General features: G+C 32.3%; 14 protein-coding genes. 13 read left to right on the forward strand and 1 reads right to left on the reverse strand.

Annotated elements, in window-relative coordinates; all coding sequences use genetic code 11:
* The first annotated feature begins 29 nt into the window (after positions 1-29).
* The 8 genes from rplQ to GOQ24_RS00540 all read left to right on the forward strand — a co-directional run bounded on the left by rplQ (position 30) and on the right by GOQ24_RS00540 (position 10,378).
* Positions 30-503: a 50S ribosomal protein L17 gene (gene rplQ, locus GOQ24_RS00505; RefSeq protein WP_160338882.1), complete on the forward strand. Its 474-nt coding sequence runs from the start codon at positions 30-32 to the stop codon at positions 501-503.
* 106 nt (positions 504-609) lie between these two features.
* Complete coding sequence (gene carA, locus GOQ24_RS00510) at positions 610-1,722, forward strand: glutamine-hydrolyzing carbamoyl-phosphate synthase small subunit (RefSeq protein ID WP_155091410.1); 1,113 nt, start codon at positions 610-612, stop codon at positions 1,720-1,722.
* Between the two features lie 120 nt (positions 1,723-1,842).
* Positions 1,843-3,132 (forward strand): phosphopyruvate hydratase, encoded by a 1,290-nt coding sequence (eno, locus tag GOQ24_RS00515; RefSeq protein WP_155091411.1) that lies wholly within the window; start codon positions 1,843-1,845, stop codon positions 3,130-3,132.
* A gap of 282 nt (positions 3,133-3,414) precedes the next feature.
* Positions 3,415-4,698, forward strand: coding sequence for a citrate synthase (locus tag GOQ24_RS00520; protein ID WP_155091412.1), 1,284 nt, complete (start codon positions 3,415-3,417; stop codon positions 4,696-4,698).
* 116 nt (positions 4,699-4,814) lie between these two features.
* The gene (locus GOQ24_RS00525; RefSeq protein ID WP_155091413.1) at positions 4,815-5,729 is read left to right on the forward strand and encodes a dimethylarginine dimethylaminohydrolase family protein; all 915 of its coding nucleotides are present in this window, start codon (positions 4,815-4,817) and stop codon (positions 5,727-5,729) included.
* Positions 5,730-5,739: 10 nt separating this feature from the next.
* Complete coding sequence (ctlX, locus tag GOQ24_RS00530; protein WP_155091414.1) at positions 5,740-6,675, forward strand: citrulline utilization hydrolase CtlX; 936 nt, start codon at positions 5,740-5,742, stop codon at positions 6,673-6,675.
* Between the two features lie 130 nt (positions 6,676-6,805).
* Complete coding sequence (locus tag GOQ24_RS00535; RefSeq protein ID WP_155091415.1) at positions 6,806-8,923, forward strand: TonB-dependent receptor plug domain-containing protein; 2,118 nt, start codon at positions 6,806-6,808, stop codon at positions 8,921-8,923.
* A gap of 12 nt (positions 8,924-8,935) precedes the next feature.
* The gene (locus GOQ24_RS00540; protein ID WP_155091416.1) at positions 8,936-10,378 is read left to right on the forward strand and encodes an HmuY family protein; all 1,443 of its coding nucleotides are present in this window, start codon (positions 8,936-8,938) and stop codon (positions 10,376-10,378) included.
* 157 nt (positions 10,379-10,535) lie between these two features.
* On the opposite strand, the gene GOQ24_RS00545 is transcribed toward GOQ24_RS00540, so the two are convergent.
* Positions 10,536-11,528 (reverse strand): helix-turn-helix domain-containing protein, encoded by a 993-nt coding sequence (locus tag GOQ24_RS00545; RefSeq protein ID WP_160338883.1) that lies wholly within the window; start codon positions 11,526-11,528, stop codon positions 10,536-10,538.
* A gap of 131 nt (positions 11,529-11,659) precedes the next feature.
* On the opposite strand from GOQ24_RS00545, the gene GOQ24_RS00550 reads away from it, so the two are divergent.
* The 5 genes from GOQ24_RS00550 to GOQ24_RS00570 all read left to right on the forward strand — a co-directional run bounded on the left by GOQ24_RS00550 (position 11,660) and on the right by GOQ24_RS00570 (position 16,130).
* A complete protein-coding gene (locus GOQ24_RS00550) occupies positions 11,660-12,319 on the forward strand; it encodes a class I SAM-dependent methyltransferase (RefSeq protein WP_155093349.1) in 660 nt (219 codons plus the stop codon).
* 80 nt (positions 12,320-12,399) lie between these two features.
* The gene (locus GOQ24_RS00555; RefSeq protein ID WP_155093348.1) at positions 12,400-13,767 is read left to right on the forward strand and encodes an MATE family efflux transporter; all 1,368 of its coding nucleotides are present in this window, start codon (positions 12,400-12,402) and stop codon (positions 13,765-13,767) included.
* Between the two features lie 118 nt (positions 13,768-13,885).
* Positions 13,886-14,455 (forward strand): xanthine phosphoribosyltransferase, encoded by a 570-nt coding sequence (gene xpt / locus GOQ24_RS00560; protein ID WP_155093347.1) that lies wholly within the window; start codon positions 13,886-13,888, stop codon positions 14,453-14,455.
* Positions 14,456-14,551: 96 nt separating this feature from the next.
* The gene (locus GOQ24_RS00565; protein WP_155093346.1) at positions 14,552-15,544 is read left to right on the forward strand and encodes an LLM class flavin-dependent oxidoreductase; all 993 of its coding nucleotides are present in this window, start codon (positions 14,552-14,554) and stop codon (positions 15,542-15,544) included.
* Between the two features lie 43 nt (positions 15,545-15,587).
* Positions 15,588-16,130: a hypothetical protein gene (locus GOQ24_RS00570; protein WP_155093345.1), complete on the forward strand. Its 543-nt coding sequence runs from the start codon at positions 15,588-15,590 to the stop codon at positions 16,128-16,130.
* The last annotated feature ends 25 nt before the right edge of the window (positions 16,131-16,155 follow it).

Here is a 16,155-nt window from a genome sequence, read left to right on the forward strand (position 1 = left end):
AGGCTGTGAAGTCTAAATTCTAGAAAGCAATGAGACACGGAAAAAAAATAAATCATTTAGGTAGAAAAGCTGGTCATAGAAATTCTATGTTAGCGAATATGGCTTGTTCTTTAATCGAGCACAAGCGTATCAATACTACTGTTGCTAAAGCTAAAGCTTTAAAGCAGTTTATTGAGCCATTAGTAACTAAAGCAAAAACTGACGATACTCATAATCGTCGTGTTGTTTTCTCTTACTTAAGACATAAAGATGCTGTAACTGAATTATTCAGAGAAGTAGCTGTAAAAGTTGGAGATCGCCCAGGTGGATATACACGTATCATTAAATTGGGTAACCGTTTAGGAGATAACGCAGATATGGCTATGATTGAATTCGTTGATTTTAACGAAATTTACAATGTAGCTAAGAAAGAAGCTAAGAAATCTACTCGTAGAGGGAAGAAAAAAGCTACTGAAGCTGATGCACCTGCTGTAGAGGTTACTAATGCTGAAACTAATGAATAGTATTACAATAACATATTGTAATTTATGATATAAAAAAGACATTCTTTTTAAGAATGTCTTTTTTTTTATTCTATTTTTGCCACAAATTCAATACAACTAAATTATAATGGAATACAATAAAAGAGATGAAGCTATCATAGTTCTATATGATGGTACTGTTTTTTACGGTAAATCTGTTGGTATTAAGGGTACCGCTTACGGTGAAATCTGTTTCAATACAGGGATGACTGGTTATCAAGAAATTTTTACAGATCCTTCTTACTATGGTCAAATCATGTTATCAACTACCGCACATATTGGTAATTATGGTGTTAATAGTGAAGAAGTAGATTCAGACAGTATTAAAATAGCCGGCTTGGTTTGTAAGAATTTTAGTTTTTACCACTCAAGACCTAATTCTTTGTCTGATTTGTATACTTATTTAGAAGAGCATCAGCTTGTCGCTGTATCTGATGTAGATACACGTGCATTAACTGCTTATATTCGCGATAATGGCGCTATGAATGCTGTGATTTCTACAGATGGAAAATCTATTGAGGAGTTGCGCGCTCTTGTTAAGAGTATTCCTAGTATGGATGGGCTTGAGCTTGCTTCTAAAGTATCTACTAAAGAACCTTATTACTTTGGAGATCAGAATGCGCGTTTTCGCGTAGCAGCTTTGGATTTTGGAATCAAAACTAATATTTTACGTTGTTTAAGTGAGCGTGATTGTTTTGTAAAGGTATTTCCTTATGATTCTTCTTACGAAGAATTGATGGCTTTTAAACCAGATGGTATTTTCTTGTCGAACGGACCTGGTGACCCAAGTGCTTTAGGTAAGTTAGGAGTATTGTCTGTTGTAGAATCGATTTTAGAAGGAGATTTGCCAGTATTTGGTATTTGCTTAGGGCATCAGTTAATTGGTTTGTCGCAAGGAGTTAATACTTTTAAAATGTTTAGTGGGCATAGAGGAGTTAATCACCCTATTTTAAATACGATTACAGGTCGTGGAGAGATTACTTCTCAAAATCACGGATTTGCTGTTATTAAAGAGGATGTGACTGCTAATGGTAATTTTGAAATATCACATCTACATTTGAATGATGGTACTGTAGCAGGTATGAGAATGAAGAATAAGGATGTATTTTCTGTGCAATATCACCCAGAATCTTCTCCGGGGCCACATGATTCAAGATATTTATTTGACGAATTTGTTGAGAATATGTCAAAAAGAAAGTAGCTAGTATTTTAGCTACTTTTTTTATGGTTTTAAGTTATTGGAAAAGAGATTGAGGAATTTATTAATTCATTATTTTATTCGTAAATTTGTTAATACTAAATTTTAAGACACAAAAAAGATATGGGTACAATTGTTAGTGTTCACGCACGTCAGATTTTAGATTCTAGGGGGAATCCTACTGTAGAAGTTGATGTAATCACAGATGGTGGTTTTATTGGTAGAGCAGCTGTTCCATCAGGTGCTTCAACTGGAGAACATGAAGCTGTTGAATTACGTGATGGTGGAAAGGCATTCATGGGCAAAGGCGTTATGAAAGCTGTTGAAAATGTTAATTCTATTATAGCTGAAGAAGTTGTAGGATTAAGTGTTTTTGATCAAAATGCAATTGATCAGTTGATGATTGATTTAGACGGTACTTCGAATAAAGGTAAATTAGGTGCTAATGCTATTTTAGGTGTTTCTTTAGCAGTAGCAAAAGCTGCTGCAGCTGAATTAGGTATGCCTTTATATCGTTATGTAGGTGGTGTTTCTGCTAATACATTGCCAGTTCCAATGATGAATATCATTAATGGTGGTTCTCACTCTGATGCTCCTATTGCTTTTCAAGAGTTTATGATCATGCCTGTAAAGGCTCAGAATTTTAGTCATGCTATGCAAATGGGAACTGAAATTTTTCACAACTTGAAGAAAGTATTACACGATCGTGGTTTAAGTACAGCTGTTGGTGATGAAGGAGGTTTTGCACCTACTTTAAAAGGTACTGAAGATGCATTAGACTCTATTAAATTAGCTGTTGAAAAAGCTGGTTATAAATTCGGTGATGAAGTTATGATTGCTTTAGATTGTGCAGCTTCTGAGTTTTATGTTGATGGCAAATATGATTACACTAAGTTTGAAGGCGATAAAGGAAAAGTTAGATCTGCTAAAGAACAGGCTGATTATTTAGCTGAGTTAGCTTCTAAGTACCCAATTATTTCAATTGAAGATGGTATGTATGAAGATGACTGGGAAGGATGGAAATACTTAACTGAAAAAATTGGTGATAAAGTACAGTTAGTGGGTGATGATCTATTTGTTACTAATGTTGAACGTTTAGAGAGAGGTATCAATCAAAATATTGGTAACTCTATTTTAATTAAAGTGAATCAAATTGGTACTTTAACTGAAACTATTGCTGCTGTGAATATGGCGAAAAATGCAGGATATACTTCTGTAATGTCTCATAGATCTGGAGAAACTGAAGATAGTACTATTGCAGATTTAGCTGTAGCATTAAATTGTGGTCAGATTAAAACTGGTTCTGCGTCAAGATCAGATCGTATGGCAAAATACAACCAGCTGTTGAGAATAGAAGAAGAATTAGGAGATGTAGCTTATTATCCTCAATCTAAAGCTTTTAAAGTAAAATAGATAAATCTTTAAATATATACGGCCTTATTGAAAAATAAGGCCGTATTTTTTTTATACTATTTTAAGTATTTTAGTATTGATTCTTCAATACACTTTATAACCTTTTTTTGTTAGGATAAACACAATGTAAAAGAGTTGTGATAATGATTTTAGTCGTTTTTTATGCTATTTTTTAACTTGTATGTATGCATATTAATTCTTACCTTTCCTACTGAAAACGTTTTGAATGTTTAAAACATAAGAAAAATAGAAAACTAGTAAAAAAAATAAAATAATAACAATATGTCTAAAACAGCTTATATAGAGGTTGATGGCCAAAGACACGAATTTCCTGTTATAGTAGGTACTGAGAATGAAGTAGCTATTGATATCTTGAAATTACGTGCTTTAACTGGAGCTATCACTTATGACCCTGGTTATAAAAATTCAGGTTCTTGTCAAAGTGCAATAACTTATCTTGATGGAGAAAACGGAATTCTAAGATATAGAGGGTATTCGATTGAAGATTTAGCAACAAATTCAAATTTCTTAGAAGTTGCTTATTTAATTATTTTTGGTGAGTTACCAACTAAGGCTGAAATCGAACAATTTGAAAAAGATATTCGCAAGTATTCATTAGTTAATGAAGAGATGAAGAATATTATTGATGGTTTTCCTAAAACGGCTCACCCGATGGGAGTTTTAGCTTCTTTGACTAGTGCTTTGACTGCTTTTAATCCTAAAGTTGTTAATGCAGATTGTAAAAAAGATTTGTATGAGGCTGTATGTAAAACCATGAGTAAATTCTTGGTTATTGCAACTTGGACATATAGAAAAGCTAAAGGGTATCCTTTAAATTATTATGATAACACGCAAAGTTACGTTGATAACTTTTTGAGATTAATGTTTGCGTTGCCAACTGAACCTTATGAAATTGATCCTGTTGTAAAAAATGCAATTGACAAGTTATTTATTTTGCATGCAGATCACGAACAAAACTGTTCTACGTCAACAGTGCGTATAGTTGGATCTTCACACGCTGGTTTGTTTGCTTCGATTTCTGCTGGAGTGTCTGCACTTTGGGGACCATTACATGGAGGAGCAAATCAAGCTGTTCTTGAAATGTTAGAAGCAATTCAGAATGATGGTGGTGATGTTGAGAAATATATTGCTAAAGCTAAGGATAAAGATGATCCTTTCCGTTTAATGGGATTTGGACATAGAGTGTATAAGAACTTTGATCCTCGTGCTCGTATCATTAAGAAAGCTGCTGATGAAGTATTAGGTAAATTAGGAGTAGATGATCCAGTTTTAGATATTGCTAAAAAGTTAGAAGAGGCAGCATTGAAAGATCCTTATTTTGTAGAAAGACATTTGTATCCAAATGTTGATTTTTACTCAGGTATTATCTATAGAGCGTTGGGAATTCCTACAGAAATGTTCACTGTAATGTTTGCTATAGGACGTTTACCAGGATGGATTGCTCAATGGAAAGAGATGAGAATAAACAAAGAACCTATTGGAAGACCACGCCAAGTTTATGTAGGTGAACCATTAAGAGAGTTTGTTTCTATCGATAAAAGATAATTTATTATCAGAGTATCTAAAAGCTGTATTTGTTAATGCAGCTTTTTTTATTGTCAAACTTTAGGATACACGTTTTTAGTATTGTTTTTTCCTATATTTGTGGAAAACACAAAGATATGTTACAGTTAAATGTAAAGAATGAAACTGCTCGTTTGCGGGCTGTGGTCCTTGGTACAGCTACCAGTAATGGACCCACACCAACTTTAGAAGAGGCTTATGATCCTAAATCATTAGAACATATTAAAGCAGGTACGTATCCTGTAGAAAGAGATATGGTCAATGAGATGGAGGCTTTTAATAAGGTTTTTCAAAAATATGATGTTAAAGTATTTAGACCAGAAATTATACAAGACTATAATCAAATTTTCACTCGTGATATTGGTTTCGTAATTGATGATAAGTTTATAAAGGCGAATATATTACCTGATAGAGATCGTGAGCTTGATGCAATACATGAAGTTTTAGACCAGATTAATCCCCAAAATATTATATCAGCACCTGAGGAAGTGCATTTCGAAGGTGGCGATGTAATGTTGTGGAATGATTATGTATTTATTGGTACATATAAAAGACCAGATTATAAATCACATATTACAGCTAGAACTAATAAAGAAGGTGTGGAGTTTATTCGAGATTTGTTTCCAAATAAAAAAGTATTGAGCTTTGATTTGGTGAAATCAAAAGTAGAGCCTCGTGATAATGCATTGCACTTAGATTGTTGTTTTCAACCAGTAGGGCTTGATAAAGCAATTATCTATAAAGGAGGTTTTTATGATGAAGCAGAGTATAGTGAGTTGGTGAAAATTTTTGGAATGGAAAATTTATTTCATATTGAAAGAGAGGAAATGTATCATATGTTTTCTAATGTTTTTTCAATTTCTCCTGATGTTGTTGTTTCTGAAAAGAATTTTACAAGATTGAACCAATGGCTCAGAAATAATAACTTTACAGTAGAAGAGATTCCTTATGCTGAGATTGCCAAGCAAGAAGGGCTTTTGAGATGTTCTACTTTACCGTTAATTCGCGATTAATTTTATTTATATGTTACAGACTACTAATACAATTTTAATGATACGCCCTGTTGCTTTTCGTATGAATGAGCAAACAGCAGTCAATAATTACTACCAAAAAGTTTTAGATAATCTTACACCTGCAACTGTTAATGCAAAAGCTCAAGAAGAATTTGATGCTTTTGTTGCTAAATTGCGAGCAGTAGGTGTTGATGTTATTGTTGTCGATGATACTGTTGAACCAGATACTCCGGATAGCATTTTCCCGAATAACTGGATTTCCTTTCACGAATCAGGTGAGATTGTTTTATATCCTATGTTCGCTGAGAATAGGAGATTAGAACGCCGTGAGGATATTTTAGATCTATTAGAGGAGAAAGGTTTTGAGATTACGGATGTATGGGATTATACTTCTGCGGAAGAAGATGATTTATTTTTAGAGGGTACAGGTAGTTTATTGTTAGATCGCAAGAATGAAAAAGCTTATTGTGCTTTATCTCCTCGTGCAGATGAAAGTTTAGTTATTGAGTTTTGCGAGGATTTTGATATGCATCCAATCATTTTTGAAGCATTTCAAAATGTTAATGGAGAGAGAAAACATATTTATCATACTAATGTGATGATGTGTTTAGCTGAGACATTTGCTGTAATTTGTGCTGATTGTATTGATGATAAACAAGAGCGAAAATTAGTTTTAAATCAATTGAAAGATTCTGGAAAGGAAGTAATTACTATTTCCGAAGAGCAAGTGAATAACTTTGCAGGTAATATGTTGCAAGTTAAAGGAACTAATGATGAGCTTTTCTTAGTAATGTCTACTCAAGCTTATAATAGTTTAACGAAGGAGCAGGTAAAAGCAATAGAGAAACACTGCTCTATCTTACACAGTAGTCTTGATACGATCGAGGCTTGTGGCGGTGGTAGTGCACGTTGTATGATGGCTGAAGTATTCCTTCCTAAAAACTAAGAGATACTATATAAAACGCATAACAAGATGTTATGCGTTTTTTTTATTTCTTTTTATTATTTAAAATGAGTTTAAATAATATTAATTATTATATTTGCATCAAACAAAATCAAATAGAGTAAATAAAAATATGGCTCATAAATTGGGATTAATACTTGGTTTATTTTCTTTAACATCGTTAATAGGTTATAGTCAAGATACACTTACAACTCCTAAACAAAAGTTAGAAGAAATTGTTATTTCAGGACAATACAACCCACAATCAATAAATAAGGCTATTAATAATGTTACAATTGTTAACCGTCAAAGAATTGAAAATCTTGGTGCAGTTACTCTAGCAGATGCTTTGAATCAAGTGATGAATATCTCAATCTTGCCAAACGCAAAGTCGGGTAGGTCATCCGTAAAAATGTTTGGATTAGATGGTCAGTATTTTACTATTCTAATTGACAATATTCCGATGATTAGCGATGAGGGTTTTGGTAATAATACTGATTTGACTCAGATTAATTTGGATGATGTTGAGCGTATTGAGATCGTTGAGGGTGCTATGGGGGTTGATTATGGTGCAAATGCTGTTACAGGTATAATTAATATTATTACGAAGAAAAGTAATATTCACGATTGGAATGTAAGAGCTTTTATTCAAGAAGAATCTGTAGGGAAGGAATATAATCTTAAGAACAAAGGTAAACACGTTCAAGGATTAACGCTAAGTCATAATATTAATGATAACCTTTTTGCTAGTTTGTCTTATACACATAATGATTTTAAAGGTTGGTATGATGATCGTAAGGGGTTTACATATTATGGAGACGAGAATAAAAGGGGGCATGAATGGCTTCCTAAGAATCAGAATAATGTAAAGGGTTTATTGACATATCACAAAGATTCTTACCGTGTTTTTTACAAGTTTGAATACTTTAACGAACGCATGAAGAATTACAATAAGTTATTTGAAGTTAACGAAGATCCAACTTTTGATACTTCGGATCCAATAGCCTTAGATAGAATAAATAATACAAAAAGGTGGTCTAATATTCTTAATACTGTAGGAAATGTTAATGATCTGTTTCGATTTGATCTATCCTTTTCTTATCAGAAACAAGAAAAAGAAGTTGATTTGTATCGTTATAGAATTAGGTATGATGAAAAGTTTGACAGATCTAAGTACCGAACAGAAAGTAGAGAGGTGTTTTTCTCCAGAGGTACTTTTAGTGATTTTATTAAATGGGAGAGAGCTAAGTTTCAAGTAGGTTATGAAATTACTGAGAATAAAGGTTATTCAAGTATGACGGAATCTTTTGGTGAAACTCCTCAGAGAAAATCTATTGGTAGTTATGATTTCTATGCATCGTCTGAAATTAATGTTCTTCCTAAGTTAACTTTGAGACCAGGATATCGTTTGATGACTTCGAATTTGTTCGATAGTCAGCACCAATTTAATGTTGTTGCCAAGTATATTCTACCTGGAGATTATGAATTAAGAGCTACTGTAGGAACATCTCCAAGATTACCTAATTATGAGGAGTTGTATACTTATTTCGTTGATGTAAATCATGATTTACAAGGTAACCCTAATTTAACACCTGAAAAAGGTAAGACTTTTTTTATGAACATTAAGAAAAGTATTGAGTTAGGCAATGATGTGGAAGTTTCTACAAATTTAACAGGAAGATATCTTGTAGTTGATGATAAAATAGATGTAATTGAAGTTGTGTCACCAGAGGGATTGAAGTTTAAATATGAAAATGTTGATAAATACAGAAATCTTGGTATTACATTCTTAAATCAATTGTCGTGGAATAATTTGGATTTAGGTATAGGATTCACTCTTTCAGGAGCTGCTCAGCAAATCTACGGAGCACCTGATGCTACGGATAAGTTTTTGTATACTCCTGAAGTTACAGCAAATGTGAGTTATCGTTTACCAAAATGGAATACTTCTCTGTCTCTATACTATAAGTATAATGGGGAAGAAACAAAATATAAGATGGAGAGTGATTTAACAGGAGATTATTATATTAAAGGAAAGCAGGAAAGCTATTCATGGCTTGATTTTACAATTCGTCAACCTTTTTTGGATCGAAAACTTGTGACAACATTAGGGGTTAGAAACATATTTGATATTACTGATATTAAGTCTAGTACTAGTTCTGGAACAGCTCATGCAGGTGGAGCTTCCTCAATTCCTTTGGGATATGGAAGAAGTTTCTTTGTTAAGCTACAATATGATTTAGGTTTTTAAATTTTTGAATATATGGAGAGTGTTTTTAAACACATATTATCACTTATTATTATTAGTACTTTATTTGTTTCATGCGAAAAGGATTCAAGTAACGGAAATAGTGAATCAAGGGAATTTATTGTTGCATTTCAAGAACAGTCTATTATTTATGAAAATATAAAAGAGGACAGAGAAATCGTTATGAACTTTTCTGATGTTGCCGAAGAAGATGGTACTGTTGAAATTGTTTTTCATGAAATCAATGCTACTTATGGTATCGATTATCGTTTGTACCCGGAGGCAAATAACAATAGATTAGTAGTCCCTTTTAAAAAAGGTACAAGAACTGTAAGTTTTCAATTTAAGAATTTAATCTATCCTTTTGATCGCAGAGATAAAACAATTCAGTTTCATATAGATAAGGTTAATTATAGTATAAAAGAACCTTCTATTAAAGGATACAGCTCGATGGTTATTACATTCGACGCTGCTCTTGGAGGAGTAATCTCTCCTAATTTGGGAGGCCCAAATGAAGAAAATCAGGTTTATGTTGATTTAGGTGGTATTGCTACTTACGAGGTAAAGAGAGATTCTTGGGATTTAGCTTTTTTTAGTGGAAACGAGCATGTTGTCAAACTCAATAGCTCTATTTATATGGCTGCTGGAGAATTTGATAGTGTTAATCTTGATCAAGTAACTGAAGGTCAATTAGAGTCTCTTAAACAGTCTGTTCAAATAGGTACTTTTGATGCTACTAATGTGAAATACATTGATTTTCCAGATGGAGATCTTAATAAAACTGCTATCTCTAAAGTTAAGAATGAAGACAATGAAAATAAAGTTTTTCTTTTGAATTTAGGATTTAAACCAGGTATAAATGATGGCGTATCAGTCGGTTCGGTGAATGTTAGTGGTGAATCTAGAGGATGGATGAAAGTTAGAATATTGAAACGTGACAATGGATATTTATTGCAGTATGCACGTCTTAATGAGAAGACACACCAAGAAGTTCTTATTACTAAGAACAATGCTTATAATTTTCAATTTTTTAGCTTTGATAGTGAATCATTAGTCGCTGTTGAACCAAGTAAAGGTAAATGGGATTTAAACTTTACAGTATTTACTAATACAGTTGATCAACAGGGAACTCCTAAAGGATCATATGGTTTTTCAGACTTTATTTTGCATAATCGTTATGGCGGTGTCCTTGCTTATAGAGTTAAAATGCCATTACATAATAAAGATTACTATAAGAGTTTTAGCAAAGAAGATGTTGAAGAGAATCTATTTAGTGATGATTTGCGTACAATAGGAAGTACATGGAGAGATGTAGCAAATGATAAAATTCTTTATAAGGATGTATTTTATGTTGTACGTGATAGTAAAGGAAACTTCTATAAGTTTAAAATGTTAAGTTTGAGAGATGAGAAAGGAAATAGAGGATTTCCAAAGTTTGAATACAGATTACTTGAATAAGTAGTTTTAAAATATTAAAAAGTTACATGGAGATTTGTTGTCGCGCTCTTTGTAAGTGATTCAATTGAATTACAAATAGCATTTTGTATTTGTTGTTTATTGAGTTGTTAGTTTATTTTTGTTAGAAGAACCCCAAGTATGTCGCACTTGGGGTTTTTTATTTTCTTCTAATTTTCCCAGGAGTGATACCGTAGCTTCGCTTAAATGCAGTTGTAAAATGTTGTACATATTGATAACCACATAAAACAGCTATTTCTTTAATTGGTTGATCTGTGTTTTCTAATAATGCTTTGGCTCTTGCCATTCTTAGTTTGTATAGGTATCCAAAGACAGTCAAATTAAATTCTTCTTTAAATTCTTTTTTTAACTTGAAATCATTCATACCGACTTGACTCGATAGTTCAGAGAGCGTTAGAGGTGATTGAAGGTTTTGTTCTATTAAGTATTTTGCAAATTGTAAACTCTCTTTTTCTTTTTTATTGCTAATGTAGTTTTTTGTGTTTAGCGTATTGTACTGTTCAAGTTGAAGGAGAATTAGTTCATAAGCTTTTATTTCTAAAAAAGATCTTTTTAGTTCTCCAAATTTGTTACAATTACACATTTGAAATATTGTATTGTACATTTCGGATGTGATAGGCATATTATCGTTGAATAACTTAGTAGTAAAATCTTGATTTTCTGATTTAAAAAGTAATCCTATTTCTCTATAGTTGATTATTATACGATCTACAAATTCTTTACTGACAATAATTTCTAAATACTGATTATTAATGTTTCGATCATTAGTACTATATATACCATACAAGTTTTTATGACAATAAATATTATGTTCTCCTTTGTTAAATGTAAATTTTGGCGCTTTATTGGCTTTTGTTGAATAGAATTGTGAATAACCATCTAGGCAAAAATGCATTTCATAGTATGGTTTTGAAGTAATGAGTTCAACCGTTATTTCTTTTTTAGAATGTAGTTTTCCTATAGATATAACCATATCGTTATAATAATATTCTTGAATTTGATTTGTAAGTATGGATGAGACACTGACGGAGATATTGTTCTCGTACTTCATGTGATAAGGTTTTAAAAGCGTGATATAATCTCTGTCTACAAGAATTTCGTTTGTTATTGTGTTTCGAAGAGTCATTTTCATAAATAATCCGTTTGACGTAATTTTTTTATTTTTTGCGTAATAGCATTTTGTGAAAAATCAGTGAATTTTGTGCAAAGATAAATATTTAGATTAATTCTAAATAACTATCTTTGGTTAATAAATTTAAAGGTATGGAGCAAAAGGATTATAGTGAATTAGCGAATCAACTAAGTTGTCCACATGGAGAAGATGGAGTGATGATTGGTAATCGCATGTTTGTTTCTAATAGTAACATGATTTTTAAAACTATTGACCGTCTAAACATTAAAACAAATGATAGTGTATTAGAGTTAGGTTTTGGTAGTGGAAGACATTTACCATATATGTTTGAACAAGGTGCTAACATTCGGTATGTTGGTATTGAAGTATCTAAAGTCATGATTGATTTAGCTACTGATCTGAATTTAAAACTCATTAAAGAACAGAAAATAGAGTTTTTATTGGGTGATGGTAGTGCTAACTTTAAAGTAGAGGATGATAGTTTTACTCATTGTCTTGTTGTTAATACAATTTATTTTTGGGAAGATCCAGTGAAGTATTTGCAAGAGATATTTCGAATTTTGAAAACAAATGGTACTGTTGCTTTTACTTATATAAGAGAGGACTTTGCTCATACTCTTCCTTTTGTCATTGATTCTATTTTTCATTTGCACCGCACAGAAAGGCTTATGAGATTAATGACTAATATAGGATATAGGGATGTTGAACAAATTCAATATTTGGAGAATACCATTGATAAGATTGGAAATAAAGTAACTAGACCATTCGTAATCCTAAAGGGCATTAAGTAAACGTATAGTTAAGTTATAGCAAATTGACTGTCATTGTTTTATTGTTTATCTAAAAGTTGAAAGTTTAACAAATAAGTATTATGGATAAACAAAAGCAAACTATTTTAAATGAGAGATTACCGAAAGTTATGTGGCAAATGTCTTGGCCTGCTATTGCAGCAATGGTATTATTTGGCTTAAATAACTTTTTAGATGGCGTTTTTGTCGGCCATTTAATCAATAATGATGCACTTGCAGCTGTTGGTATCGCATTTCCTTTAGCTCAGATTACTCAAGCTATTGGAAGTTTAATTGGAACAGGTGCTGGTGCGGCAATTAGTATCTGGATTGGTTCAGGTAATGACAGTAAGCTGAGGAATTGTCTAGGAACAGTGAATTTTCTGAGTGTTATACTTTCTATTTTGTTTTTACTACCAGCCTTTATATTTGCTGAAGAATTGATTGCTCTAATGGGCGGACGCGGGCAGATTGCTTTATTAGCAATTGAGTATTTTAAAGTTACTCTTTTAGGTACTTTTTTATGGGTCCATGGGCTAGCATTGAATATGATGATTCGAGCTGAAGGTAAAATGAAGACTGCTGCAGTGATGATTGCAATCGGTTTAGTAATCGATGTGCTAGTGAAACCTTTATTTATTTCTATATTTGATTGGGGAATAGCTGGTGCTGCTTGGGCTACCAATCTTTCAATGCTTGTTTATACACTTTTAGGAATAGGTTACTATCAATTAAATAAGTCTTCTTTTCAAACCGTTGTTTGGTCTTTTAAAGTGGATTATGCTATTTTTAAAGAAATAATCTCTTTAGGATTGCCTGCTTTGATAATGATGGTAATGGTTGTTGTTCAAAATATTGTAGTTTTTAACTCCTTAGGTAGATATGGTAATGCTTCTGATATTACTTTTTTTACAGCAGTAAATAGATTTTACTTATTATTGAATACTCCAATGTTTGGTCTAATGCGTGCTTTGCAGCCTGTTGCAGGAATGAACTACGGTGTTGGCAATATTCTTAGAACTACCAAATCGTATACTTTATTTACTTGGGCAGGATTGTTTGTATTATTGCCTTTTTGGATTATCGTTATGTGCTTTCCACAATTAGTTTTATCTCTTATGATACCTAATTATCTTTTTTCGAGTCAACAGTTGGTTGATTTCCGTATTTATATGAGTGTTTTGCTTGGGTTACCTGCTATTTTTATGGCTATGGTTTGGTTTCCTTCAGTAGAGAATGGAAAAACCGCAAGTATTATTGCTATTTTAAGACAACTCATCTTATATGTTCCTGTCATTCTTATTTTGCCTTCTTTGTTCGGCATTCGTAGTATTTATTGGGCAAGTGCCTTTGTTGATTGGATGATTTTTGCAGTGGTTATTGTTGTAGTTCGAAAGAGTTTTGTAAAACTTATATACAGAACAAGGCTTAGTAAAGAGAGTAGGACGTAATATTTCTAATTAATTAATTTTTGCTGTGTGATATTAGCTATATTGCTTAAATTTGCTTGCAATTCAAATAGGGAGGACATACCTCCCTATTTTATTTTCATTATATAACACAACGATTATGGAATTATTGCACAAACGTATACTTCAAGATGGAAAATGTTTTGAAGGAGGAATTCTTAAAGTAGATAGTTTTATTAACCATCAAATGGATCCAACTCTGATGAAATCTATTGCTGTCGAATTTGTCAGGAGATTTGCTGGAACGAATGTTAATAAGATAATGACTATAGAAGCAAGTGGTATTGCACCAGCAATTATGACAGGATATTTACTGAATCTTCCTGTTGTTTTTGCAAAGAAAAAGAAACCTTCAACAATGGATAATATGCTTCATACTCAGATTCACTCTTTTACAAAAGATAGAACATATGATGTTGTGATAAGTAATGATTTTCTTCTGCCTACCGATAATGTATTGTTCGTAGATGATTTCTTAGCTTATGGAAATGCAGCTTTAGGTGTGATTGACTTAATTAAACAGTCTGGCGCTAATTTAGTAGGTATGGGATTTATTATCGAAAAAGCATTTCAAGAAGGCCGAAAAATGATAGAGGAACATGGGGTAAGAGTCGAGTCGCTGGCTATTATTGAAGATCTCTCTAATTGTACGATAAGTATTCAAAAGTAAATATTTCATTGGTTCACTCAAATTTGAGTGAACCTTTTTTATTGAATTGTTGGTTAGATTGTTTAGATTAGAGGTAATTATGTTGATTTTATACTTATGAAAAATATACCTTATTCATTTCTCGATCTTGCTATTCTAGGAAAGAATAGAACTATGACTGAAACTTTGCATAGCTTATTAAACACAGCTCAGTATGCAGATGCTCTGAAATACAATAGATTTTGGCTGGCAGAACATCATAATATGCCTCATATAGCAAGTTCGGCAACAAGTGTTCTGATTGGTTATGTTGCAAGTGGTACCCAAAATATTAGAGTGGGTTCAGGTGGAATAATGTTGCCAAATCACCCCCCTTTAGTTATAGCAGAACAGTTTGGAACATTAGAATCTTTATATCCTGGTCGAATTGATTTGGGATTAGGAAGAGCTCCAGGTACAGACCAGTTGACTGCTATGGCTCTTAGACGAAATGATACCTTGTCAGCAAATTTTTTTCCAAAACAAATTGATGAGTTGAGGCAGTTTTTTAGCCTTGATAATTCCAATGCTAAAGTTCGCGCTTTTCCTGGTGAAGGAGCACAAGTACCACTTTGGATTTTAGGTTCAAGTACTGATAGTGCTTATCTTGCTGCAGAACTTGGATTACCTTATGCTTTTGCTTCTCATTTTGCACCAAATCAAATTCAACTTGCCGCTTCTATTTATAGAAAGAACTTTAAAGCTTCTGAATGCCTTGAAGATCCTTATTTTATGCCTTGTGTAAATGCTATCCTCGCTGATTCTTCTGAAAAAGCTGAATATTTAGCTACTTCTTTTTATAGAATGTTTCTTGGTATAATAAGAAATGATCGTGAGCCTATGCAGCCGCCTATTGATACAATGAATGGTTTGTGGTCTGTTCAAGAGGAGGAATATGTCTATAATATGACATCTTGCTCATTTATTGGTAAAAAAGAAGATTTGCGTCCTGAAGTCGAAAGATTTTGTCAAGTTTTAGAAGTTGATGAAATAATGATTACTACACCCATTTACGATTGTAATGATAGATTGCATAGTATGAAGTTGTTTTCTGAATTATTTAACGGTTAATGATTTTTGTTGTTAAATTTGCGAATCATTAAATTATGAAAAAATGAAAAAAATTTATGTATTTATTTTAGCCTTTATAATTGTTTCTTGTAATAATGCTACAACAACAAAGGAGGTATCTTATGAAAATGAGTTTACAGTAACTGTGCCAAGTATGATGCGTGAAGGTATAGATTTAAATGAGGAAGCTGATTTACAATTGAGTAATGGGTTTAATGAACTTTACTTAATAGTTCTTAGTGAAAGTAAACAGGATTTTGATAGTCTTGTTGAGTCTGAATTAAGAGATGAGAATGATACAAGGTCTAATTTTGAATGGTTAGTGGATATTACAAAATCAAGTGTTCTTGATTCATGTGATCTGGTTTATAAAGAGGGAAGTATGAAAGATTCTATTATAAATGGTATTGAAATGAAATATACTTCTATTGAAGCTAAAGTAGTAGGGATTGATATTTTATATCATTATGCATGGTATAATTCTCGAAATAAATATTATCAAATTCTGAGTTGGACATTATTGAGTAAGAAAGATAAATATAATGATGTAGTTAGAGATATGACGCTTTCGTTTAAGGAGAAATAAAAATGTATTAAAAAGGGGATTAATT

This window comes from Myroides sp. LoEW2-1 (genome assembly GCF_009767705.1).
Taxonomy (GTDB): domain Bacteria; phylum Bacteroidota; class Bacteroidia; order Flavobacteriales; family Flavobacteriaceae; genus Flavobacterium; species Flavobacterium album_A.